Raw genomic sequence first — 24,550 nt, forward strand, 5'->3', positions numbered from 1 at the left:
CGTCCGAAGTATCGGAATGCCAGAGGGCCGACATGCTGTCCACCGGGCCGGCAAAACTCCCTCAACGTGCAGCTGCCGTCCACACCTCGATGATAGGAATCTCCCAGCTATCCACGCGAAGCTTGTCGCGCCACTCCACCTTCCCGTCTGTCCGGTAGCGGCGCACCACGGCCAGAACGCGCGCCTGCTCCACCGACGGCGCGAGGCGACCCCATGTTATCGCCGCGGCGTCTGTCGCCAGCTGGGCGATCACGGTGCCGTCGCCGGCGCAAACGCGCACGATAGCCTGGGCGTGGGCCTGGCGGTCCCGCACCACCTCCAGACGCACCGGGGCACCCGGGCGGAGGGCGGACAGCGCGCGGTGCAGCGGATGGTCCGGCGCGCGACGGCCGGCGAAGTCAATGAACAGTTGGCCGAGCCCGAGCACACTGCGATTCCGGTTCAGCAAGAGCTGCTCCGCCCGCCCGTCGCCTTCCGCAGTCGCGCGATCAAGGTCCAACCCGTCCAGCAGCGGCAGATGCGGGTGGCGCACGTCGGCGCGCTGCATTAAGCACAGCGTCTCGCGCGCGCGGGTCATGCCGACGTAGAACAGCCGCCGCTCCTCCTCCCGGTGCGCATCCGCCTTCGACCGGTTCCAGCCGGCGTCCAGGACGACGACGTGGCGGAACTCCATCCCTTTGGCGCCATGCAGCGTGCCGAGGAACAGGCCGTCGACCGGCGGGCGCTCGCGGCGCAACTGGGCCAGCGCTTCGTAGAAGGTCTCGCGTGCCGCTTCCGGCTCCACCTCAACGCTTCCGTATTCCCGATCCCAGGCGCCGAGCAGATGGTCCACCACCGCCCACCAGGGCGACGGCCCCAGCGCCCCCCGCGTCGCCTCAGCCTGCGCCCGCAGCCACGCCCCGTCCACCCGCGAACTGCGGTCGCGCAGCCGGTCGAGCATCGCCACTACCTCGCGCAGGCGGTGGAGGGGAAAGGCCTTCTCGTTCTCTTCGAAGGCCGGATCGGCCGGTACGCCGTTGCGCTCGCACAGGGCCTGGAAGGGCACCAGCTCGGCGCGATTGTGGGCAAGCACGGCGAAGTCCGCCCAGTTCGCGCCGGGATCGAGCGCGCGCAGCCGCCGAATCTCCGCCAGCGCGGCGCCGACCTGATGCGCGGCGCCCTCCACCGACAGGACCCGGACGCGCCCCCGCCCGACCGGGTCGAGCGCGTGCCAGCGCCCGCCGGGGAGGTGGCGTGCGCGGGCCTTGTCCACGCTTAGGGGTTGCCCCTCCTTCATGCGCCCGCGGTTGGAGGCGACCACCGTCGCGGCCGCCTCCACGATAGCCTTGCTGGACCTGTAGTTCTCCAGCAGGTGGTGGACGTCGGCGTTGTAGTCGTCCCGGAAGCGGCGGATGAAGGCCACGTCGGCGCCGCGGAAGCCGTACACCGCCTGATCGTCGTCGCCGACCGCCATCAGGGCGATGCGCGCCTCCGGGTCCTTTTCCTGCCGGCCGGCGATGGCGCTGACCAGATTGTACTGGTCCTCGTCGATGTCCTGATATTCGTCGATCAGGATGTAGCGGTAGCGGGCGAGCAGCCGTTCGCGCACGTCCTCCGCGTCCAGGCCGGGGAACGCCCGCTCGCCGCGCAGCAGGGCGGTGGCGTCGCGGATTACGTCATCGAAGGCGGTGCGCGCCGCGGCCCCGTCTGCGGCGCCCTCCACCCGCCCGGCGAAGGTTGCCCCGACCAGCCGCATGGCCAGCGCGTGGTAGGTGCGCGCGTCCACCCATGCTGCCTCGTCCCCGATCAGCGCGCGCAGCCGCCGACGCACCGACAGGGCGGCCGAGTGATTGAAGCACACCACCAGAATCGCCTGCGCCGGCACGCGCTGCACCCGCATCAGCCAGGCGCAGCGATGCACGATGACCCGCGTCTTGCCGGACCCCGGCCCGGCCAGGACCAGCAGGTTGCGCCCGACGCCGGCGGTGACGATGGCCTGCTGAGCCGGGTTGCCCAGGCTGGTGACGATGCGGTCGTACAAATCCCCGGTCACCGGGCGGCCCAGTTCGGTCCGGCGGTTACGGAAGTGGCGTTCGACCAGACGGTCCTCGGGCAGGGAGAAATAGTCGGCGGCGAAGGCCAGCGCCCGGCTTGGCGCCGTCAGGCCCAGCGTGGCGAATTCCCCCATCGCGTGGATCTGGAAGGTGCGCCCCTGGTAATGGCGGGCCAGCGGCGCGTGGTCGTCCTTGGTGTAACGCCGGCCCCGCGCGTCGACCGGCAGGCGCAGGCTCAGCCCCTGGCGGAACACCGACAGACCGCTTTGCAGGACGATGGCTTTCCAGTCGTGCAGCAGAAGCAGCGCCGCTTCCGCCTCGGCGAACGGGTCGCGCAGGTCGGCGGCCAGCAGCACGTCGCCGCGGACGGCCTCCGCCATCTCCTCCAGCGTGAAGCCGACGACGTTCTTGCCGCCCGCGTCGGCCTGCCTGACCTTCGCGAGCAGGCGGTCCAGCACGACTCCGGCCACCGCGGTGCGCCGCCGGAACCCCTCGGCCAGAGCGTCCCAGGGACCGGACGGCCGGACCCGGTAGCGCCCGCGGGCCAGCGGGGTCAGGCGCAGCCGCGCGTTGCGATCCAGATCGCCCAGACTTTTCAAAAGGCGCAGCGCGACCTCCGGCTGGGCCTCCGCGCGGCCGTGATCGCGCAGCCGTTGGGTGCAGGCGTTGAGCGTCAGGACGAAGGGCTCGCCGTCCGGCGCCTCCTCCCGCATCAGGTCGATCAAATCGCGGCCGATTGCGGACAATTGCCCCGACACCCGGCGCGAGGCGTTGATTCCGGCGGGGCGCACCAGCGCCGTCAACACCGGGCCGCTTTCGATCAGCCCGTGCGTGGCCATCGCCCCCAGGATGGCCAGCACGCGCCCGGTCGTCTCCTGCGGCGGGGCCGGGGCATCGGGCTCCAGCGCCGGCAGGCGTGCCAGGAAATCCACCGTCAGCAGGGTCTCGTCATCGGGATCGACGGCATGCGCCAGCAGCGCGCGGTAGATGGACATCCAGCGGACGACGCCGGCCTCCGGCAGGTCGAGCGCGGTGATGCGCCGACGCGCCTCTTCGGTGGAGGACAGCCGGGGACGGGCAGTGACGACCCAGGTGCGGTTCTCGTTGCGCTCCACCAAACCGGCGCGCTCCAGCCAGGATAGGGCCGTCTTCACCTTGGTGTCGGCGTCCATGTCCTCCGCGTCGAAGCCGAACCGCAGATCAGGATCGGCCATCAGCTCGCCGGTGGTCGTCACCACCTCGTCACGGCCGAGCGTGCGGGCGAGCTTGCGCACCCCGCGCAGCACCTGGGCCACGTCGCGCCGGGTCAGCTCCGACGCGGCGGACAGGCGGAACTGCGTTTCCAGGTCCGCGGGGTCGTAGAGGAGGACGCAGGTCGCCGGCTGCCGGTCCCGGCCGGCGCGCCCGGCCTCCTGAAGATAGGCTTCCAGAGAGCCCGGCACGTCGGCGTGGACGACTAGCCGCACCGTGTCCTTGTCGATCCCCATGCCGAAGGCGTTGGTCGCGCAGACCACCTTGATCGATCCGTCGACGAAGCCGGCTTGCACCTCCTGCTTGGCGGGAACCTTCATGCCGGCGTGAAAGGCGGCTGCCTGCCAACCGCGCCCCGTCAAAGCGTCGCGCAGTTCCTCCGTGCGGCGGCGGGTAGCGGCGTAGACGACCGCGCAGGCGCCCGGGTCGTGGGCTGGAAGATGCTCGGCGAGCAACTCGTCGATGCGCTCCACCTTGCCGTCGGAGTCGACCGCTTCGATGGCGAAGGTCAGGTTGGCGCGATCCACGCCGGCGGCGAAGGGGGTCAGATCCTGTCCCAGCCTGTCGCGGAACAGGGCGCGGATCTCGTCCACCACCTCGTGCTTGGCGGTGGCGGTGAAACAGCAGACGGGCGGCGGCTTGGTTCCCTGCCGCTTGGCGAGGTCGGCGATGAAGCGCGCGGTGTACAAATAGTCCGGGCGGAAATCGTGCCCCCATTTGGACAGGCAATGCGCCTCGTCGAAGACCCAGGCGCCGATCTGCCGCGCCTCGATCGTGCGGGTGACGGAGGGATTGCGCAGCTGCTCCGGCGAAACATAGAGGATCGCTACGTCGCCGCAACGCACCCGCTCCATCACCGCCAAGCGCTCCGGCTGGGTCAGGGCGCCGTACAGCGCGGCGGCGACTGGATGCTTGGTCTTGGCCTCCAGGTTGTCCACCTGATCCTTCATCAGGGCTTGCAGTGGCGAGATCACCACGGTCAGCGCGCCGGTGCGGTGGTGGCGGGCCAGCGCTGGCACCTGGAAGCACAGCGACTTGCCGCCGCCCGTGGCGAGGACTGCCAGATGCGGCCGGCCAGCCAGCCCGGCCTCGACGATCCGCTGCTGGAGGCTGCCGCCGTCCGGGGCGGCGGGCTCGGCTCGGTAGGAGTCGAAGCCGAAGGTCCGCGCCAGCCAACCCACCGCGTCGAAGCCCACCCTGCACCAGGGGCAGGCGTCGTCGCCGCAGGGCGTGTCGCGCAACTGCGCCAGGAGCCGGGCGGTGTCCGGGTGACGGCGCCAGACCCAGGCCGGCAGGACGGAACTGCCCCCGGCGACCGTCAGCCACGCCAGCGCGTAGGCGAAGGGCAGCCGGGCTTCCGGCGCCTCGATCCGGTTCGGGGACAGCCGGCCGGCGGCGGCCGTGCAGACCGCATCGCCGGCACACCGCCTCCAGGCGACCATGGCTGCGGCCGGGGAGGGCGGAAGCGGCGCACCCAGCCGGCCGAGCAGGTCGGCCATGCCCGCATGCTCGGGTTGGGAAAAGGCGAAGCGATGAAATCCGGCGACGTCCGGCTGCACCAGCGCCAAGCGGAGAAAGGCTTTCGCGCTGTCGTGCAGCAGTGTGCGGCACAGCCGGGCGTCGGCCACCGGGTCGTTCAGCGTCTCCTTGACCAGCTTGTAGTCCTTGACCAGGCGGTGATAGGGGTTCGCGGGATGGGCCAGCGGCGACAGCAGAAGCGTGTCGATCACCGGCAGCATCAGGGCGCTCAGGCCCGGCACCGCGTCGCGCAGGATCGGCAGGTCGTGGGCCAGGATGTTGTGCCCGGCGATGCACCGCGCGCCGCGCGCGAAGGCGTCCAGTTCCTTCAGGCCGGCCAGAGCCGCCTTGCCTTGCCCCTCCCACCGGAAGGCCCGGTCCCCGAGCACCGCACCCACTAGGTGCGGCCGTCCGGCGCGATCCGCTTCGACATCGACGTACAGCGTCCCGGCCAGCGTTCCGACAAGGGCATCATCGGCATCCGTGATCCCCGAGTCTGGCCGGTTGCGAAAAGCGGCATCGATGGCGCTGAACGACACGGGTTAATCCTGCTGCTGCGCCTCTGAGAACAGTAGCGGGGCACTGGAGGCATGGCTAGTGGTTGTGAAAGCTCCGGTCCGGCAGCGGGGTGACGAGCTGCAGCCATGCCCATCCGGCGCCTTGCTGCAATACGTTGACAAGCGGTGTGGATCCACACCGGAACGGCATCAATGTGACAGCAGGAACAAAGTCATGAAGGGCACTTGGTGCTTCACGGCTTGCCCGCAACAAAATCCAGAACAACCACGTCGATGAACCTCCGCCGTGATTCTGGGATGCGGTCGATCAACATCGTCTGCATCTCTTCCGCTGTCGTCGGCGCATTCAGTCCATTGGGCGGCGCCTTCAGCCTCCGTCCGGTTTTCGTCGGCAGATCACCGAACCACATCACGCAATAAATTCCGCGTTCCCCGGAACGCCAATCAATGAGGTATTGAGCATCGAGTTGGTCCGTCGCCGCGTCCCAGACTTTTGAGTGCCACTGCCCCTTCACCTCCATCGGTAACTGGAGCGCCCCGCAGGCGAAGGCAAGATCGGCCCGCTTCGACTTCGGCATGTCCGCTTCGGTCATCCGTTGCACACCGTAGCGGGCGAGCTCCGGTCCGATGATCGCCGCAAGCCGGTCCCGGCAGCGATTCTCGTCGTACGGCACCCCGTCATCCCCCCAAAAGTCGCGAACTTGGTCGAGGTCATCGCCGGTGAGTTGCGCCTGTGCGATCGCCAGTTCCTCAAGCACCAGCGACTTCAGGTCGTCGGCGTTGGACGGCGGCCCCTCGGTGAGTAATTCTTTGAGACGTATGGGCGGCAGCGGCTCGAAGGTTTCCTCCGCACGCTTCTGCCGTTGCTCTGCGGCCATGTGGACGATCAGTTCGCTGTAGGTGTCCGCCGGCTCGGCGGCCAACGCCTGCAGCGCCTCGGTCGCCTCGTCGCCGGTGTCGTTCGCAAGGAGGCCGATCAGTCCGCGCAGGAAATCCGTGGCATCGTAAGGATTGGTGTCTCCCGATCCGCTTCCCCGCAACACAGCGTAGGGCCACGCCCGGCGGAACTCCGAAACGATCCACTTGGCCTGCGCCACGGTGACGGGAATCCCGCCGTTTCCTCGTTCGAACCGAAAGCGATTGCGCAGGAACCAGATGAAATGCGGATGCTTGGTACCGATGCCGTCGACGTCTGGCCGCACCTTGTCGAAACGGACAAGCGCTTCGATCGCAAGCCAGGAGAGCATGTGGTTGAAGTTCCGGTAAATCCCGCTCGCCCGATCGGCCGCTATGGCGGCGAGGGGCGCCAGCGCCCTGGCGTGTGTCAGGCAATCGACCAGCTCAAGTTCGATGTTCTCAGGCACGTTCGGGTACGCCGTCAGCCAACCGGCAGCGAGTGCCCCACCCGTCGCTTGCCAATCTACGTCGTGGGCGAGCTGATAAAGGCCACGGACATGCGAGCGCCCTGCCGCGAGCGCGGGCTCGATCCAAAGCCGCGCGAAGTCTTTCCGCGCTTCGGGGGTGGCGACGACGAGGGGCTCCAGTGCCTTCCGCAAGTCCTTGACGTCCTTGTCGATGCACAAGATCAGGTCGTTCAGGCATACCAACAGCCCAACCCGCAGGACCTCGGACGATAGGTCGTCGAATCCACTGCTGGCACGCAGCCTCACCAAGAGGCCGGCTAGGATTAGGTGGCAGTAGCTGTAAATCGTGTTCCGTGCGATCGCGTCGGCGTCGGCGTCGGCGACGGCAGCAGCGGTGGGGAGATCGGCACGATGGAGCGCAGCCTCGAAACCCGCGATCACATCATCGTGAAGTTCCGGCCCCAACCACTCAGCGATCCGATCCGCTGGAGGCTGCTCACGATTAAGGTCCCCGAAATGGCCAAGGTAAGCTCGCGCAGGGCCAAGAGTAGCGGCCAACTCACCACTGCAGATAGCAGGGCGCCGGGCCGAGTAGTCACGGCGGCAAGCCTCGAATTTGGCCTTCCGCTTCCTTTCGCGCTTGGCGGCTTGGCGCTCCTGCTTTAGTTCCCACGCAGGCTTCTTGGGATGCTCCAGCTTGCGGACGAATGCGGCCAACTGGGCATCGTCGCGCTGGAACTTCGCACCACTGGCGCGCACGTCGCGATCGATTTTTCCAGCGAGCGTTCCCAGATCCATCAGTCCACGCCAATCCTCGCGGAGCGCATCGTTCCTATTGTCGGCATCGGCGAGGCGGTCGAGGAGGCACGCCACATCGGCGGGCCGCTCGGATAGGGCGACCAGCCGCGCACGGAGTTCCAGTTCGATTTTCCACACGGGCCGCTCCCGGCGTTGGTCCGAGAAGGCGTAGAGTTGGATCGCCCGACGGATGTCATCGTGAGCTCCCAAGCGATCTTTGAGTTCCCTAAGAAACTCCCGGTTCCGGTGCCCGTTCCGTCCGATAACCCCAAGCCAGCGCCAGAAGGAAGGCGCCTGTGCAGGGCCAACCGCGCCTTCGTCGATCGCGCGCACCATGAGGGCGGCGACGACATCGGCGACATCGTACCAACTCTGCCAATCTCTTGATCTGAGAAGCCCACTGTACTCGGCCACGATGTCGAGTACGCGGGAGAGACGCTCCGTGGGCAGTTTCCACACCAGCCAGTGATAGCTTCGCACTGTGACATGACGCCCGTTACTCCCGCGCGGGAGTAGACAGACAAGGACGCCCATCTCGGCGAAGAGGGTCGAGACGAGCAGGTCGTCGCTCACGTCGCAATCGATGCGGTCGATCAGGTGGCGGGCGAGGCGTGTCGCGTCCTCCGTGCCCTGGTCGCGCAGCAACTCTATGGTACTCCGCCACCAGTCGCGGTCCCGGTGGGGGAGCAGCGCCTCGGCCGCATCCTCGCGCGCTCGGTAGAACCGATCGCCCGACAGCACGGTGGCTTCCAGCGTCGCCACGAGGTCGCCGGCCATCGGGGTTCCCCGGACCGCCTCGATCAGAAGGGAGCGCAGATGCTCGTTGCTTGATGCCGAGCCGATGACGGCGTCGATCTTGTTCCGCAGCACCGGCACCGCAAGCCCCGCCGCGGTGTGGCCGTCCCAGTCGGTGCCGCGGAAATACGGATCCTCCGCGCTGAGTGCGCACAGCGCCTCGAACAGGCGGTCGGCTTGCGCCGTCGTCAGCTCCGCTGTTTCCCCATAGCGCAGAACGCCGTACGGGTCCGCCGCAATGACTGGTTCGGCCATCATGGAGCTGTGAACGGCGAGCCAGGCATGAAGCCCCCGAAGGCTGGCGGCGACGCCGTTGCCATGAAGCTGCGCGAGCAACCGGCGCCGTGTGCGTGGAGTGGCGGCTTGGCGCGCGAGCCATCGGGCACCGAGATACTCGCCGATCACCCTGTGGACCGGCTTCGCGCGTCCGACGCCCACGCTGACGAAGAGCTTCGACGAGACGATCACGGACGCCGCTTCCGCACTGGGCAGGCTGGCGAGATCCGCGAGGCGGACATCGCCCTCCTGGAGATGCGCCGGACCGACGAGGCTCACGGCCTCGGCACCGGCAAGGATCAGCCCCGCGGCAATCGCCCCCGCCGCCGACAGGGCCTGCTCCTCACCCAGCTTGGCGAGGCCGAGATCCTGGCGGTTCGCATCGTGCTCCGGCCAGATCAGGGCGCACACCTGCTCGAACAGCGCGGCGCGCGTCCGTGGCAACGCGGTCTTCGTCTCGGCGACCCTTCCCATCAGCCCGAGCGTCAGCGGATTGCGGTAGAAGTCGGACAAGCCGTGTTCGTCGAGATGACGAAGCACATGCTCGGCGTCGGCTCCGGGGTGCTGCCGGGCCAGAAAGGCAAGCGCTTCCTGATCGTCGAAGGGCTCAATGGTGAAGACCGTGGGTTCCGCACCGTAGAGTGGGCGAAGGCCGTTGATGGTGCGCGCCTGCCATTCCCGCGCACGGCACGACAGCACGAAGTTGGGACAACCGGCGTCTTGGAGTTGGGCCAGGATTTGGTCGACCGCATCCCCCTCGCGACGCGCCATGGCCTCGTCGAGCCCGTCGATGAGCAGCAGCTTGCCGGGCTCGGCGAACCGCGATGCGTTCTTCGCCAGCATGAAGCTGATGGCCGTGACCGGCTCCACGCCGAGAACATGCCCCGCTCGGCGCAAGAGCTCGCTCTTCCCCATGCCCGGCTCGGCGAGGATGATCTTGGCGCCGGGGATCGCAAGCATTCCCGCCTCGTCGACGGTTCGCAGATCTCCACCGCGATCCGTGAAACGGAGCCGGCGCGCGAGATAGCTTGTCGCATTCACGTCCACTAGTCCCTGAAATGGCCCGTCACGGGCTTGGCCATTGAGAGGCGGGTCTTTCCGCCGGCATTCAGCCGTTTGACGCCGAAGCGCCGGGCCGCGTCCGTGAGCGGGTCGGCGGCGTCCATGCAACCCCGAATGGCCGCCGACAGTTCCGGCAGGGCGATGTCCTCGATGGACCGGACATCGGCACTGGAATTCGGGTATCGGGCCTGTTCCCAAGCGGCGACCGCCATCGCGTCGGGCCAGACGAAACTGGCGCCGGTGTGCTCCGCCTCCACATGCGCGACGCTGCGCACCACAGTCATGATCCGCTCCCGGATCAGCCGGCCGGAGCGCTTGAACCCGTGGGCGCGGGCAATGCGTTCGACCAGCAGGCTGTCGCGGATCGGTGCCTCCGTCGCGACGACGTGCAACACCATCTCCTTGAGAACGGCGGAATAGTCGCTGTCCTGGAACCGGTCGGGGTCGATCGCCGTCATGGTGCCGAAGTCCGTCAGACGGTAGTCACCACCGAGAGGTTCCCCCTCGTCCTCCGGCTCCGCCGGGGTGTCGGCGTCGTCGACGGCATCGACGTTGTCCAGCTGTAGGTCCAGCGCCAGATCCTGGGCCGGGCCGGTCACCGGGACCGCCGGCACATCGGCGCGCGCGCGGTCGAGCGCCTCCTTGAGGGTGGAGTCCAAGCGGTCCAAGGCGCCCTGCGGATCGATCCACCACTCGGTCGACCAGACCCGGGTCAGCGTCCAGCCCAGGCTTTTCAGCACCGCCTCGCGAACCTTGTCGCGGTCTCGCGCGGTGGCGGCGCTGTGGTAGGACGCGCCATCGCATTCGACGCCGATCAGGTAATCATCCGGGCGGTCCGGATGCACCACGCCCAGGTCGATGCGGGAGCGCGACACGCCGACCTCCGGCACCACCTTCCAGCCGCGGTCCCGCAGCCCCCGCGCCACCGCCTGCTCAAAATGAGCGTTCGAACCGCCCTCGGAACCGGTCGATGCCTCGCCCAAGGCGCGCGTGCCCCGCTCCGCGTATTCGAGGAAATGCCGCAGGTCGCGCAGGGCCGACGAACTGGTGCGGTTGAGGTCGATGAGGTTGGGCGGGAACGAGGTGAAGACGACCATCTCCCGCCGGGCCCGCGTGATGGCAACGTTGAGCCGCCGCCAGCCGCCGTCGCGATTTAGCGGGCCGAAATTCATCGCCATCGTCGGGGCGTTCGGGGTTTCCGGCCCGTAGGCGATGCCCAGCAGGATCACGTCGCGCTCGTCGCCCTGGACCGTCTCCAAATTCTTGACCACGACCGGTTCCGGCGCGTCCTCCGCGAAATAGGGTTCCAGGTCCGGATAGCGCCGCCGCGCGCGGTCCAGCAGGTCTTCGATCAGCTTCTGCTGTTCCGAGTTCAGAGTAATAACGGCCAGCGTCAGCCGGTCACCCTTTTCATCGACGAAGGCCGGGTCGAGCAGGCGACGCAGCACCTCCGTCACCACCGCCTCGGCCTCAGTCTGGTTGTTGCGGTTCTTGCCGCGTGACCAGGCGCCGGGAACCTGCCGCAGGCTCACCATCGTGTCCCGCGTCACCGGGGCAGGGAAGGTAATCAGGTCGGCATCGTAATAGCGGTGATTGGAGAAGGCGATGAGGCTTTCGTGCCGGCTGCGGTAATGCCAGGTCAGGCGGCGTTGCGGCAGGCGCGCGCCCAGGCATTCCTCCAGGATGCTCTCTTGGTCGGTCTCGACCTCGCTGTCGTCCTCCTCGGCGCTGGAGCCGCGATCGAAGAAGCTGGTCGGCGGCATCTGCTTGGGATCGCCGGCGACCACCACCTGTTTGCCGCGGGCGATGGCGCCGACCGCATCCCACGGCGTGATCTGCGACGCCTCGTCAAAGATGACTAGATCGAAAGGCGCCATCTCGGGCGGCAGATACTGGGCCACCGACAGCGGACTCATCAGCAGGCAGGGGGTCAGGGTCATCAGCGCCGGCCCCATTTCCGCCACCAGCTGGCGGACCGGCTTGTGGCGCTTCTGCAGCTTCAACTGATGCGCAAGCGTGCTGAAGCCCACCGGCTGGTTCTTGGAGTCCTTGGCCGGTATGCCGCTCGCGATCCGGGCGCGGATGGTGAGCTGGGTCAGTTCCGCGAACTCATGGTCCAGAGCGCGGAAGCGGGTGATCGCGTCCGCATGTTCGGTGATGTTGAAATCGCGGACCAGAGGTTCGGCATCGATGGCCCCTTCCGCCCACCAGCGCGCATAGGCGACGTCGAAGGCGTCCACCGCACCTCCCGCAGGAACGGTTCCGGCTTCTACGGCCTCCACCAGCGCGTCCAACCCCTGCTCCACCGCCGCACGCCGGGCGCGCTGCCACGCCGTCCAGGCGTTCAGCTGCGTCGCCCGCGCCGCCATGGCCGCCGCCATGGCTTGGCAATCGCCCAGGAGGTCGGCGCCATCAAGGGGTTCCGGCGAACCGGCGAGGCGCTCGAACGCATCCTTGGCGTCCAGGAAGGCGCCATGACTGTCGAGATAGCGCTGGATCGCCTGTCCGATGACGCCCTCGGGCGCGAGGAGGTCCTGGGCATCGGCGCACAGCTGCGTCAGCGCTCCCCGCAGGGCGATGAGCTGGTCCGGGCTATGCGCCGCGCCGCCCACCGCGGATCGCAGCGCGCTGGCGGCTTTCAGCTTGCGGTCGAGGCGGTCCAAGTCGGTCTCCATGCCCCGCCAACCCGGCAGCGCCTGCGCCTGCGGCAGCCCGTCGAGGTCGGCGAGCAGCGTCTGCAACCGGCGCATCCGGGGCAAATCCGTCTCCGGATCGGCGTTCCCTGCCGGATCGAGCCGCTTCGCCACCGCCTTCTTCCGCAGAGCCGACAGGGGCCATATGGCCTCCTTCGCCGCCGCCCACTCGGCGTCGAGTTCCGCCAGGGGAAGGGCCTTTATGGCGTCGGGGGCCAAGGGGCGGGATAGTTGCGCCGCCTCGACACGGAAGGCGCCGATCAGCGACAGCGCGCGCGTCCCCTGCTCGATCATCTTGGCGGCGTCCGGGGTGAAGGCGAACGCCAGATTCAGATCGCCGGCCTGTCCCAGAGCACGAGCGAGGGTGGCAGCCGCCGCTAGACCGCGCCGGTCGCCTCCAATGCGGACACCTATTCCGCCGGCAAGCTGGTTGCGGGTCTCATCCAGCGCTTTGGCCGTGTTGGCCAGCGCGGCCGCCGCGGCCAACAGGTCTGCTTGCCAAGCGTTCGCCCATTCCGCGGCCCCCACGGCACCAAAGGCCGCCCGGTTTTCGGCCGACGCGGTGGTCCGATGCAGGTCCAGCTTGTGCGCGGCGTCGTGCAAACGCTCCAGATCGGCCGCAGTATGCTCCGCCCCCCTCGGCCATCCTAGGCGCAGAACGGCGTCCGCCCCATCCCGGGCGACGCGGCCGATGGCGCCGTACAGCGTGAGGCCATTGGCGTGCTGCCGGTGAAGTGCCCGCACGAGGTCGTTCAGCCGGTCGCGGCTGAGCTTTAGTTCGGCAGCGCGGCGGCTCCAGAGTTCCGTCGGCGGCTCCTGTCCCGTGGTCCAAGCGGCGTCCAACTGGCGCAGGACGTCCTGCTTCGATGCCTTGTTGCTGTGCAGCTCCAGGCAAAAGGGGCCGAGGCCGTGGGCGACCAGCCGACGGTGGACGACATCCAACGCCGCGCGCTTTTCCGCCACGAACAGCACCGTCCGGCCGAGCGCCAGATTGTGCGCGATCATGTTGGCGATGGTTTGTGATTTGCCGGTGCCCGGCGGGCCATCCAGCACGAAGTCGCACCCCCGTGCCGATCCGACCACCGCCGCCAGTTGCGAGGAATCGGCCGCAAGCGGGGTGAACAGCTCCTCCGGCGCCACGAGCCCGTCCAACTCCGTCGGGTGCGGCGGCTCTGTTTGGGACGTGTAGGCGTCGCGCGGCGTTTCCAGCAGGTGTCGCACCACCGGGTTGCGCTTCAATGCCTCGGTGCGGTCGACCAGATCCTTCCACATCAGGTACTTGGCGAAGGAGAAGGCGCCCAGCACCACATCCTCCACCACCTCGAATCCTGCCATGTCGCGCACCGCCCGGCGGACCAGTGCCCAAATGCGCGGAACGTCAATGCCGGATTGATCCACCGGCAGCGGCCCCGCTAGCTCCGGAATGTCGAGTTCGAAATCCTGGCGCAGCATCTGAAGCAGCGTCAGGTTGAAGCGCGGCTCATCCTCGTGGCTGGACAGCCGCACGCCCGACCGCACGCTGCGCCGCTGTAGCTTCACCGGCAGCAGGATCAGCGGGGCGCGGTACTGGCGCGCATCGCTGCTGGACTTCTTCCAGACCAAGAAGCCAACCGCGAGGAACAGCGTGTTGGCCCCGCCTTCGGCCAAGTCGAGCTGTGTCTTTCGGTAAAGGTCGACCAGTTGCGCGTCGAGCTTGTCTGTGTGCAGGGGTGACAGGATCTCGCCGCGCTCCATCGCCTCTTGGGCGTAGACCGCGTCCAACTCCTCTCCGGTGCGTTGCAGGTGCAGCGCCGTGTCGCGGCCCGCCCCGCCCTCCATCGCCGGAACCGCCACGATGCGGAAGCTGGCGCCGTCGGCGAGTCGGTCCTCCAGCGCGGCTGGGTCGGGGCACAGCAGCTGGATGGTGGTCGCGCCCGGCTTGACGTTAAGCAGGCGGTTCCGCGTGGTGAGGTCGAGAAGCTTGCGCTGCCAGCGGTCCAGCCGCCCTTCCGCCGTGGTGGCCGTGTCCACTGGGTCGGCCAGATCAAAGTCGGGAAGGGCCGGCGCCGCTTCCAGCACGTCGGCTTCGGGACCGGCGTCCAGGGTGTCCGTCGGTCCTCCCGTTCCCGCCGTCGGCACCGCATCGGCCAAGGCCAGCGGCCGGAGGCGCTGCATGCGGGCCCGGCGGATGTCGAGCGCCATGACGAAATCGCCCTCCCGCTCCTCGTCGATTTGGCGGTTCGCCTGGGCGATCGCGCGGGAGAAGGGCGACGGATGCCCGCTGGTGGCCAGCGTGGTCTCGAATAGTACCAGTTCCTGGAGCGCCACCCGCTTGCGCAGGCTGGCGGCATCGTCCACGAGAAGGGTGGCGAACTCCTGCGGTTGCAGCCAGACGCCCGCGAAAGCGTGGCCGCGGGTGACCACGACCACCGGGTAGAGGCCGGCCTGTTCCAGCACCGCGGCGAACAGCAGGGCGGTGTCCAGGCAGGTCCCCAGACCGGTTTCCAGGATCTGTGACGGCGAGCGCACCTTCTGCCCTTGCCATTCGAAGCTAGTCGGCGGCTCCGCGTAGGTGAGGCGGAGGGACGCGACGGCCGACCAGACGGCAGACGCCAGTTCATGCACCCGCGTGCGGCTTTTCGATTGGTACCCCTCGACACCGTCGGGACGCCCGCTGCGCCGCAGCACGTCGCTGGCTGCCTTGATCAGCCGGCTGACGGCGGGATCGTTCGGCAGGGTGAAGGCCGCCAGCAGTTCCGGCATGGCCGCGGCACCGCCCCATTCGTTGCGGGCCAGCAGTTCGACCGGAAAAACACGTTCGGCGGCGTCCACGACATCGTGGCCGTCCGCCGTGGCCCGCACCGTCACCGTCGCGCGGACCGCCTCGTTCAACTGCAGCAGCAATCCGGCGTTCAGCCGCAGGTCCCGCTTGGCGATGTGGGCCTCGCCACCGGCCGCGATGCGGTCGACGCGCCACCGCATCGGCTCGAAGACAGGCGGGTCGGCGACGATCTCCGCCACGACGTTTTCCAGCGCCTCGCCACCGAGATTGACAAGGCGCAGATCGCGTAGGACGGGAACGGCGTTCTGGTGCGTCGCGAAGCTGATTTTCGGAGTGATCACGGCGTCGATCGCCAACGCGGAGTTCACCGTATCCTTGCTGTCATCCGCGTCGTTGACGACTGCGATCGATTCCATGATGATGTCGCTTATCTTAGGTGGATTTTAGAAATAATATACTCTTTAAAACGAGAATGGCTATGAACAGTTTCCACTTCCTTCACGCGGCCGACATCCATCTCGACAGCCCGTTGCACGGCCTGTCGCGGTACGACGGGGTTCCGGCGGAGGAGGTGCGAGGAGCCACGCGCGCAGCCTTCGACAACCTCATCGCCTACGCCTGCGACCAAGCTGTGGACTTCGTGCTGATCGCCGGCGATCTGTTCGACGGCGACTGGAAGGACATGGGCACCGGCCTGTATTTCGCCCGCGCCATGGGAAAACTGGCCGCCGCGAACATCCCGGTCTATTGGATCTCTGGCAATCACGACGCTGTGTCCTTGCTGAGCCGGTCTTTGCCTAAGCAGGACACCGTCCACGCGTTCAAGCCGCGCCGTTCGCACACCCATGTCATCGACCACCTTGGCGTGGCGATCCACGGGCAGAGCTTTTCCAACGCCCACGTCACCGAGAATCTCGCCGCCGCCTACCCCGAAAAGCGGGAGCATCACTTTAACATCGGCCTGCTGCACACCGCGCTGGACGGCCACCCGGGGCACGCGCCCTACGCGCCCTGCAGCGTCGACGACCTGCGAGCCCTACACTACGATTATTGGGCTTTGGGGCATGTGCACGACTTCACGGTCGTCGCCGAATGGCCCCACATCGTGTTTTCCGGCAACTTGCAGGGCCGGCACATCCGGGAAACCGGCCCGAAGGGCGCGGTCCATGTGGAGGTCGAGGACGGCGCCGTCGCCCGGCTGACCCATGTTCCCCTGGACACGGTGCGCTGGCTCCGCGTCGAGGTGGAATGCGCTGCGGCGCGCAACATGGACGAGGTCGACGCCGCCATCCGCACGGCCCTGGCGCGCAAGCACGCGGAACTGTCGGATGGCCGCCCGGTCGTCGCCCGCGTGGTGCTGATCGGCCAGACGCCGCTGGCTGGCGCCTTGCAGGAGCGGCGGGTGGAACGTCGCGACGCCGTGCGGGCGCTGGCCGCAGCGGTGGCCCCGGACCTGTGGATCGAGAAGGTCCAACTGGATGTCGCCATGCCCGGCCCGGCGCCGGTCGACGGTGGCCCGGCGGAGGACTTCATGGCTCTGCTGGCCGAAATCCGCCACACGCCGGAATTGGCGGAGGAGTTGAAGGCGGACCTCCTGCCCTTCCTGACGGCGGCCGGCAGGGCCGGGGATTTTGATGACGACAGTCTGGCGGCCATGGCGGCGCGGGACGACTGGACGGCGCTTCTGGCGGTCGCGGGAAGCGCGCTGGAAGCCCGGCTCACGGGCACGGAGGCCGAGTGATGCGTTTTGCCGAGCTTCACCTGGAGCGCTACGGTCACTTCGAGGACCGCCGCCTGCCCTTCCAAGCCGGAGCGCCTGACTTCCAGATGGTCTATGGCGCCAACGAGGCGGGAAAATCGACGACCCTGTCGGCCGTCTCCGACCTGCTATTCGGCTTCCCTCAACGCAGCCCTTTCAATTTCAGGTTCGATTACCCGCTGCTTCGCATCGGCGCGGTGCTGGAGGAGGATGGACAGCGCCTCGCCTGCCGGCGCCGGAAGGCCCGTGACCACAGCTTGGTCGACGCCGCCGACCAGCCCCTCGACGAGGGCCGGCTGTCCGCCCTGCTACACGGTCTGAACCGCGATACCTACGGTGCGGGATTCAGCCTGGATCAGGAGGGTCTGCGACGCGGCGGCCAAGCAATGGTCCAGGCCACCGACGATCTGGGGCAGGCCCTGTTCGCGGCCGGATCGGGGCTGACCGGCGTCGCCAAGGTGCAAGAGGCGCTCGACCGCGAAATGGACGCGATCTGGGGCCGGCGCGCGTCCGAGCGGCGCAGCTTCACGGTCGCGCTCAAGCAACTCGACGCAAGTCTGCGCGTGGTCCGCGATGGCCAGCTCAAACCCAGAGACTGGTCCGACGCGCAGGCGAAGGTGGAGGCCTGCGAGCGGGCGCTCCACGATTTGCAACAGAAGCAAAATGCGGTGATTGCCGAACGCAATGCGGTCGAACGCCTGCGCCGCATCGACGCCGCGATGCGGTCCCGGTCGGCCCTACTGGCGGCGATCGCCGAAGCGGGGGCGGTGATCGTGTTCTCGCCCGCGGAAGACAAGGCGGCGCAAGACGCCTTAGCTACGCTCGCCAAGGCGACGGACGCGCACGACGCGGCGGAGCGGCACCGCAACGACGTGGCGGACCGGCTGACCCCCTTGCAACCCGACGCCATCACCGAACTTGGGGAACGCATTGAAGGCTTGATTGAAGATCGGGGCGCTATCACCAAGGGCCAGGCCGACCAAGCCCGGCTGGAGATCGAACAGCTGGGCATGACAGAGCGTGCGGCGGTCCTGCGGGCCGAACTCGCCCTGCAGGGCGACCTGCCGTCGGGCCTTGAGGTCCGGACGTTGCGCGACATCGCCACCCGCCATGCCGGCCTTGTGGCGGGTCTGCGGACACGGGACATTGACCTGGAGGACCGCCGGACCCGCGCCCAGGCGTTGCGCGAGGAGTTGGCCGACGCGATGGTGGCCGAGGGGCTGGACGAACTGCGGGCTGCCATCACCCTGGCCCGCGGACTGGGCGAGGACTTCGACGACCGTTGCGCCGACGCCCAGGCAACGACCGAGCGCGCGGAGACCGACGCGCGGGCAGCGCTGGCCGCCCTCCGTCCCTGGCAAGGGGACGCCGACGGGCTAGCCGCTCTGTGCGAGGTCGACGATGGCGAGATCCAGGCCGTCTCTGACGCCGACCTCAAGCTCGCTACCCGGCTGGAGACCGCGCGGGCGGAATTGCGCCGGCTTGAAAACGAAATCGCCCAACTGGATGCTCAGCGCATGGCTCTGGCCCAGACCGGGCAGGCGGTGTCGGCCGACGAGGTGCGGCAGGCGCGGGACGCGCGCGACGACCTGTGGCGGACCATCGACGCTCAACTGCGGGATGGCGGACCTGCACAGCCGGCAGATGGGTCCAGAGACGCCCTCGGAGACCGCTTCGCCTCGGCGGTTCAGGTCGCCGACGCCATCGCGGATCGCCGGTACGAGACTGCCGAGGCCTCCGCGCGCCTGACCGGGCTGGATCAGAGCCGCGCTCTCCTGGACGTGCAGCGGCGGCAGGCTGAACAGGCCGTGCGGGAGGTTGAGGACGCTATCGCCGCCGCGCGGCGCTCCTGGGAGGAGCGCCTTCGGGCGCAGGGCCTACCGCTCCTCGCGCCGTTGCCCTTGCGCGGCTGGTGCGCTCAGCGCCGCACGGCGCTGAATCTTAATCGCGGTGTGGCCGAAGTGCGTCAGCAGGGGGCCCGCATCCAGGAACGCCGGGCCGAGGCCGTCGGCGCCCTGGCCAAGGCGTTGAAAGCCGCGCCCGAGACCGACCGGTTGTCGCTGATGCTGACTGCGGCCGACCGTGAACGGATGGAAGGGGAGACCCTGGAGGAGGCGTTCCGCGAAAAGACGACCAAGCTCGTCGGCCTTGAGGAGGAGATCGCTCGCCAGGAACGGCTGGAAATCCAGGACCGCCGGGCGCTCCAGGCTGCTGTTGGTGAATGGACCGACGCGTCCGCACGGCTTCACATCACCGCCGACATCGCCGGCATCGACCGCTGGCTAGAACGCATCGAGGAACTGCGTGGCACGCTGGACGGCATCGCCGCGCATGACCGGAGGGTCCAGGGCATCCTCCGGGACCGTGCGGCGTTCGAGACGGCGGTGGTGGCTCTGGCAAACGACGCGCGCCTGGAAGCCCCAGCGGACACCGCGGCCAATCCGGCGCGGGCGCTGGAAATGCTTCGCGAGCGCCTGACCAAGGCCCGGTCGGTGGCGCAGGACATCGATACGCTGAAGACCGAGTGGAAGAAGCACCAGACCGACATGGACCGCGCCGCCACTGAACGCGCCATCGCGTTGGACCGGCTGGCCCCGTTCATGGTCCGGGCCGGCGTTGGGGAGGCCGCGCATCTGCTACCGTTCCTCGAACGGTCGCGAGCCCATCGGGAGCAACTTGCGCAATTGGCCGAAGCCGAACGGCGGATCGTGGCCGACGGCGACCATCTTCCGCTCGCCGATTTGGTCGCTACGTGGGAAGCCTGCGATCCCAATACCGTGGCGTCCCAGGCCGTCACCCTGGGCCAGGATCTCGAAACGCTGAACAGGGAGGTCGCGGCGGCAGCCAACGCGCTGGGCGAGGCCCGCAAGGCGTTCGAGGCGTTGGACCAGTCCTCATGCACCGCCGTCGATGCCGCGTCCGACGCGGAAGCGGCGAAGGCCGATATGAAGGCCGAGGCGGAGGTCTACGTGCTGAAGCGGGCGCAATGGTTCCTGCTCCGCTGGGCCATGGACCGCTACCGCGAGCACCGCCAAGCGCCCCTGTTGACGCGCGCCAGCGCGCTTTTCTGCACCCTGACCCTGGGCCGCTTCGTCGATTTCCGGATCGACTACGAACCGGCGACGCCGCGCCTTCTGGGCCTGCGCGACGATCGGCAGACCCTTGTTCCCATCGAGGGGATGAGTGAAGGCACCCGGGACCAACTCTTCCTCGCTCTGCGCCTTGCAGCGGTAGAACAATCGATCGCCGCGGGCGTGCGGGTGCCGTTCATCGCGGACGATCTGTTCGTGAACTTCGACGACGACCGCGCCGAAGCCGGTCTCACCGTCCTTGCTGAACTCGCCGCGTCGACCCAGGTGCTGTTCTTCACCCATCACGCGCATCTGCGGAGCATGGGGCAGGCACTGCCGGGGCTGAGCCGTTTGGATCTGTGAAGCCCGATGCCATCCACGATTCCAAGGCCGCTTTCCATTATGCCGCGCACGCAGCTACGATCCGTTCGCTCTCGATTCTCAGCAGCATCGTCACCGGCTGGAGCCGCTCGTTCATCACCGCCTCGGCCGCCTGGATGTCCAGGTTGATGACGTTGGTGCAAAAAGGCCGGGCTGGTTGCGTTCGGGAGGCGCCGTGTTGCAGAGATGTGGTCGGTGTCGTAGGCCAAGGCCCCCGCCTACGTTCTGTCGCCTGCCATGCCACACACGGTCAATGCCCCTCGTCGCCATTACATTCCCCGCCCGAAGCGCACAGTGACGAGTTGGGCGCAGTATGATGCCGCCCTGTGCCAGCGTGGCACTCTCACCGTGTGGGTAAGCGAAGAGGCGATTGCGGGCTGGAAAGCGGCGCCGCGCACCACGCCAGGTGGGCAGCCGAACTACTCGGACTTGGCGATCACGACGCAGGAGCCCGAGGCGATCCGCTCGAACGTTTAAGATGGGTTTCAGAAGCTGTGGAAGCTGCTCGCCCAGCGGCACCGATGGCCAGCATCGTACCGGCAAGGACGAGCGCCGCGAGGCTGATCTTGATCCAGCCGACGTCGACGCCGAAGTTGGCATGGACGTCGTGCACCGGCTCGACGCGCGCCGGAACGGCGCCCGCGGCAGAATCAGCGATCCATGGCACGCATGACGGGGAAGCCAGCGATTTGTGCTTGGACACCAGGCGTTTCGGCTGGGATGGCGGGCTGAAGGAGATCCTGCGCGCGGGAGAGTGCGTAACGGAGTGTTGGAGTGGCACGGAGATTCAACCAAGCTGTCTGGGCGTCGAGGACACTCGATGATGCACAGAACGGATCATGAACAATGCTGACGCGAAACTGACGCGAAAACTCGAGTCTGAACCGTCGTGTTCCAAGGTTGTTCGCCTTGAGGTGTTGTATAGAATCAAGGACATAGCGTATGAACCCGTACGTTGACATCGTAGGGGTCACTGGTTCAATCCCAGTCGGGACCACCATCTATGAAGGCCGCCAACCGGAACGGGTGGCGGCCTTCGCCGTTTCCGGGCCTCTTGTCGCACCTCCGCGGTGCCTGCCGTTCGCCCGCTCTCAAATCTCCGCCGGTGGCCTGACCGGGATCGGCCCGCCCGCAACCGGGGGAGGGGCCGGCAGCGACCGCAGCGACGCCCGCGCCGCCTCGCGCATCGGGGCGAAGCCGTCCTCCGGAAAACGGCGGATCAGCGTCTGGTAGGACGCGCGCGCCACCTCCGGGCAGTTCAGGATGCGGAACTGGTCGCCCTGGCGCAGCAGGGCGGCGGCCTCGTCGGCCTTCGGATGGCCGGCGATGGAGGACGCGACTCCGTACCAGCGCCCATAGGCCGACCACAGGTCGCGCACGGCGTCGCCGTCGCATCGGCCGGCGGTTAGCGCTTTTTCAAGGGCTTGGCGGTAATCGCTGTCGGGTGCCTGCGACACTTGCGCACAGCCTCCCAGGATAATCAGGCAAGCAGCGGCTGTGGCCGCCCCAAGGACGGACAACGTCGTTCCGGACATGGAACCTCCTCAAACGCGGGTGCCCGGGGACCCTAGGACATCAGGGTTAAACCAGCGTTCATGTTTGTAAGCGTTGGTTTTCCACTTCATCACCGACGTTAACCATATATGGCGGGTGAATTAATGGTTGTTTGCAGCGATCACTCGAAATTCGCATAGAGTTTCCAAGTAAAACCCCACATGAATAAAAATTTATCCAGTCTTTAGTCGAACGGAACCATTAAAACCGCGTAAAACCAGGGTCGTGCCTATGTCTATCCGGGTAACCCAATCTGTTGACATGTTGCCTTTCGATAGGTTCTTTTGGGGCTGTGATAAGCATGTGACATCAGCGCAATTGCGTAAAAAACAATGCTTTATCTGCGCTTGCTCGACAATGGAGAATCCAATGCAGGCTTTGCTGATTGAGCCAGCCGATCTGATCGCCGATGCCATCGGCAAGCAACTCGCCCTGTGCAAGGTTAACCATGACCGCCTGGACCTGAATGGACTGCGCGATCTGGTGGGCGGGCATGGCTCCGTCGACATCACCCATGACGCGATCATCATCGGCGATGTCGGCGACACCGAAGCCTGCGTCGCCATGCTGCGCGCCCGCAACGTCACCGCCGCGATCATCTGCCTGATCGAGCGCCGCTGCGCCAACACCACCGCCGGCATCCTGCGGGCCGGTGCCGACGACGTGCTGGTGAAGCCGGTCGTCAGCACCGAAATCCGCGCCCGGCTGGAGGCGATCCGCCGCCGCTCCTACGGGCTGACCAGCAACGCGGTGACGGTGGGCCGCCTGACCGTCTTCCTCGACGGCCGCGATCCGGAGGTGGACGGCGAACGCCTGCGCCTCAGCCAGCGGGAACATGCGATCCTGTCGGTGCTCGCCCTCAACCACCGCCGCGTGGTGTCGAAGGAGCACATCTACGAGGAGGTCTACGGCCTGTCCGGCTCCGACCCGCTCGACAAGGTGATCGACGTCTATATCTGCAAGCTGCGCAAGAAGATCGACACGGCGACCGGTGGCGGCCGCTACATCGAGACGGTCTATGGCCGCGGCTACAAGTTCGAGGCGCCGCCCGACCATGTCGCTCCCGACCGTGGCCAGCTGATGCTGGACCGCTGGTCGAACGCCGGCGCGCTGGCCGGAGCCCGCGTGCCCTTCATCCCGCCGGTGGTCTCCCGCGCCGCCGCCCGCGCCGTCGGGCGCTGATCCTCCGCTTCCGAACGCCTGCCGCCTGACACCGAACGCCGACTGCCGAAAACACCGTCCGCCCCGAACGCTTCCGATTTTTTACCCCGGCTTAAACCGGCCCGGTCATCCTCGAATTCGCCGCTCGCGCCCCCGCACAACAGATCGGGAAGGCCGGCGCGATTGGCCCCGGCGTCAGAAAGGCGCCATGCATCTCGCGAATGGAGATACCCATGGCCTCGATTATGACGAACACCTCTGCCATGACCGCGCTGCAGACCCTGCGTCGCGTGACCGGGGATCTGGAGACCACGCAGGACCGCATCTCGACCGGCCTGAAGGTCAACAACGCCAAGGACAATGCCGCCTACTGGTCGATCGCCACCACCATGAAGGCCGACGTCGCCGGCTTCAAGGCGGTCAAGGAATCGCTGGAGCTGGGGTCCGGCACCACCAACACCGCGTCGGTGGCCTCCAAGAACATCGTCGAAAACCTTCAGACGCTGAAGGCCCGCGTCATCGCCGGCCAGACCAACGGCGTCGACAAGTCGCTGATCCAGAACGACGTCGACCAGCTGGTGAAGCTGATCAAGGGTGCCGCCGCCGACGCCTCCTTCAACGGCGACAACCTGCTGCGCGTCACCTATTCGAACGACGGCACGGCCAAGGACAAGGACGTCTCGATCCTCGCCTCGCTGAGCCGCAGCGACGGGGCGGTCGATCCCAGCTACATCGAGTTCCAGCGCCAGGACATGCGCGTGGAATCGATCGTCGGCAAGGCGACCATCGAGCAGCAGGTCGATTCGACCAAGGCCCTGAAGGCGTCGGTCGGCATCACGCTGGGCGCGCCGGGCGCCACCTTCATCGACGGGCAGAATCTTGGCCTCAGCAGCCTGACGCTGACCGTCACCAACGAGGCCGGCGTCAAGACCGACGTCTCGGTCGATCTCAGCGCGCAGACATACGACACCGATCTGGCGACCACCCAGGGCAACATCGCCACCGCCGTGAACACGGCGCTGACGGCGGCCGGCGCCGATTTCCAGGTGGCCTTCACCGGCGACAAGCTGGAATTCACCGACCAGGACAAGAACACCGACGGCAACTTCACCGCCAAGGTCTCGAACCTGTGGGTGAACTCGTCCGAAAGCGACGCCTTCGGCGGTCTGGCCGACCTGACCCAGATCGACGTGGTGAACAATGCGTCGGAATCGCTGACGGTCATCAACAAGCTGCTCGACAGCGCCATCGGCAAGGCGGCGGTCATCGGTTCCATCGAGAACCGCGTGTCGGTGCAGAACGACTTCGTGTCGAAGCTGACCGACTCGATGAACAAGGGCATCGGCGCCCTGGTCGATGCCGACATGAACGAGGAATCGAGCCGCCTGCAGGCCCTCCAGGTCCAGCAGCAGCTCGCCATCCAGGCTCTGTCCATCGCCAACCAGGGTCCGCAGAACATCCTGTCCCTGTTCCGCTAAGTCCCCTCGCGGGCGGCTTCATCGTCCAATCCCCTGGACGATGGAGCCGCCCCGTCGGCCATGCCCGTTCATCACGC

General features: G+C 67.4%; 9 protein-coding genes and 1 pseudogene. 5 read left to right on the top strand and 5 right to left on the bottom strand.

Annotation, left to right across the window (positions count from 1 at the left end):
- Positions 1-61: 61 nt before the first annotated feature.
- The 3 genes from ABNQ40_RS31225 to ABNQ40_RS31235 form a co-directional block, all read right to left on the bottom strand.
- Entirely contained in the window at positions 62-5,341 is a 5,280-nt protein-coding gene (locus ABNQ40_RS31225; RefSeq protein WP_109049406.1) for a RecQ family ATP-dependent DNA helicase, read from the bottom strand.
- 212 nt (positions 5,342-5,553) lie between these two features.
- The gene (locus ABNQ40_RS31230) at positions 5,554-9,594 is read right to left on the bottom strand and encodes an NACHT domain-containing protein (protein ID WP_391349256.1); all 4,041 of its coding nucleotides are present in this window, start codon (positions 9,592-9,594) and stop codon (positions 5,554-5,556) included.
- 5 nt (positions 9,595-9,599) lie between these two features.
- Positions 9,600-15,485 (bottom strand): DUF3320 domain-containing protein, encoded by a 5,886-nt coding sequence (locus ABNQ40_RS31235; RefSeq protein WP_109049407.1) that lies wholly within the window; start codon positions 15,483-15,485, stop codon positions 9,600-9,602.
- Between the two features lie 62 nt (positions 15,486-15,547).
- Here ABNQ40_RS31235 and ABNQ40_RS31240 point away from each other — a divergent pair, with 62 nt between their 5' ends.
- The 3 genes and pseudogenes from ABNQ40_RS31240 to ABNQ40_RS31250 form a co-directional block, all read left to right on the top strand.
- A complete protein-coding gene (locus tag ABNQ40_RS31240; protein ID WP_109049408.1) occupies positions 15,548-16,810 on the top strand; it encodes a DNA repair exonuclease in 1,263 nt (420 codons plus the stop codon).
- On the top strand, positions 16,810-20,262 hold the full coding sequence (locus tag ABNQ40_RS31245; RefSeq protein ID WP_109049409.1) for a YhaN family protein: 3,453 nt from the start codon (positions 16,810-16,812) through the stop codon (positions 20,260-20,262). Before ABNQ40_RS31240 ends, ABNQ40_RS31245 begins: the two co-directional genes overlap by 1 nt.
- A 255-nt stretch (positions 20,263-20,517) precedes the next feature.
- Positions 20,518-20,724 (top strand): annotated as a pseudogene (locus tag ABNQ40_RS31250) (IS5/IS1182 family transposase); the annotation flags it as partial.
- Here the strand turns inward: ABNQ40_RS31250 and ABNQ40_RS31255 are convergent.
- On the bottom strand, positions 20,717-20,983 hold the full coding sequence (locus ABNQ40_RS31255) for a hypothetical protein (protein WP_199235628.1): 267 nt from the start codon (positions 20,981-20,983) through the stop codon (positions 20,717-20,719). The pseudogene ABNQ40_RS31250 and the gene ABNQ40_RS31255 overlap by 8 nt on opposite strands.
- Before the next feature lie 388 nt (positions 20,984-21,371).
- A complete protein-coding gene (locus tag ABNQ40_RS31260) occupies positions 21,372-21,737 on the bottom strand; it encodes a hypothetical protein (RefSeq protein ID WP_247879728.1) in 366 nt (121 codons plus the stop codon).
- A 466-nt stretch (positions 21,738-22,203) separates the two neighbouring features.
- Here ABNQ40_RS31260 and ABNQ40_RS31265 point away from each other — a divergent pair, with 466 nt between their 5' ends.
- Entirely contained in the window at positions 22,204-23,016 is an 813-nt protein-coding gene (locus tag ABNQ40_RS31265) for a response regulator transcription factor (RefSeq protein WP_109049412.1), read from the top strand.
- A 242-nt stretch (positions 23,017-23,258) separates the two neighbouring features.
- Positions 23,259-24,473: a flagellin gene (locus ABNQ40_RS31270; protein WP_247879729.1), complete on the top strand. Its 1,215-nt coding sequence runs from the start codon at positions 23,259-23,261 to the stop codon at positions 24,471-24,473.
- The last annotated feature ends 77 nt before the right edge of the window (positions 24,474-24,550 follow it).

The sequence above is a fragment of the Azospirillum sp. A23 genome (genome assembly GCF_042938965.1).
Taxonomy (GTDB): domain Bacteria; phylum Pseudomonadota; class Alphaproteobacteria; order Azospirillales; family Azospirillaceae; genus Azospirillum; species Azospirillum melinis.

What these genes read in the sequence shown, in the direction of transcription:
- ABNQ40_RS31265 (WP_109049412.1), top strand. Translation starts at nt 22,204, where the DNA reads ATGCAGGCTTTGCTGATTGAGCCAGCCGATCTGATCGCCGATGCCATC.
- ABNQ40_RS31235 (WP_109049407.1), bottom strand. Translation starts at nt 15,485, where the DNA reads ATGGAATCGATCGCAGTCGTCAACGACGCGGATGACAGCAAGGATACG.
- ABNQ40_RS31245 (WP_109049409.1), top strand. Translation starts at nt 16,810, where the DNA reads ATGCGTTTTGCCGAGCTTCACCTGGAGCGCTACGGTCACTTCGAGGAC.
- ABNQ40_RS31270 (WP_247879729.1), top strand. Translation starts at nt 23,259, where the DNA reads ATGACCGCGCTGCAGACCCTGCGTCGCGTGACCGGGGATCTGGAGACC.
- ABNQ40_RS31240 (WP_109049408.1), top strand. Translation starts at nt 15,548, where the DNA reads ATGAACAGTTTCCACTTCCTTCACGCGGCCGACATCCATCTCGACAGC.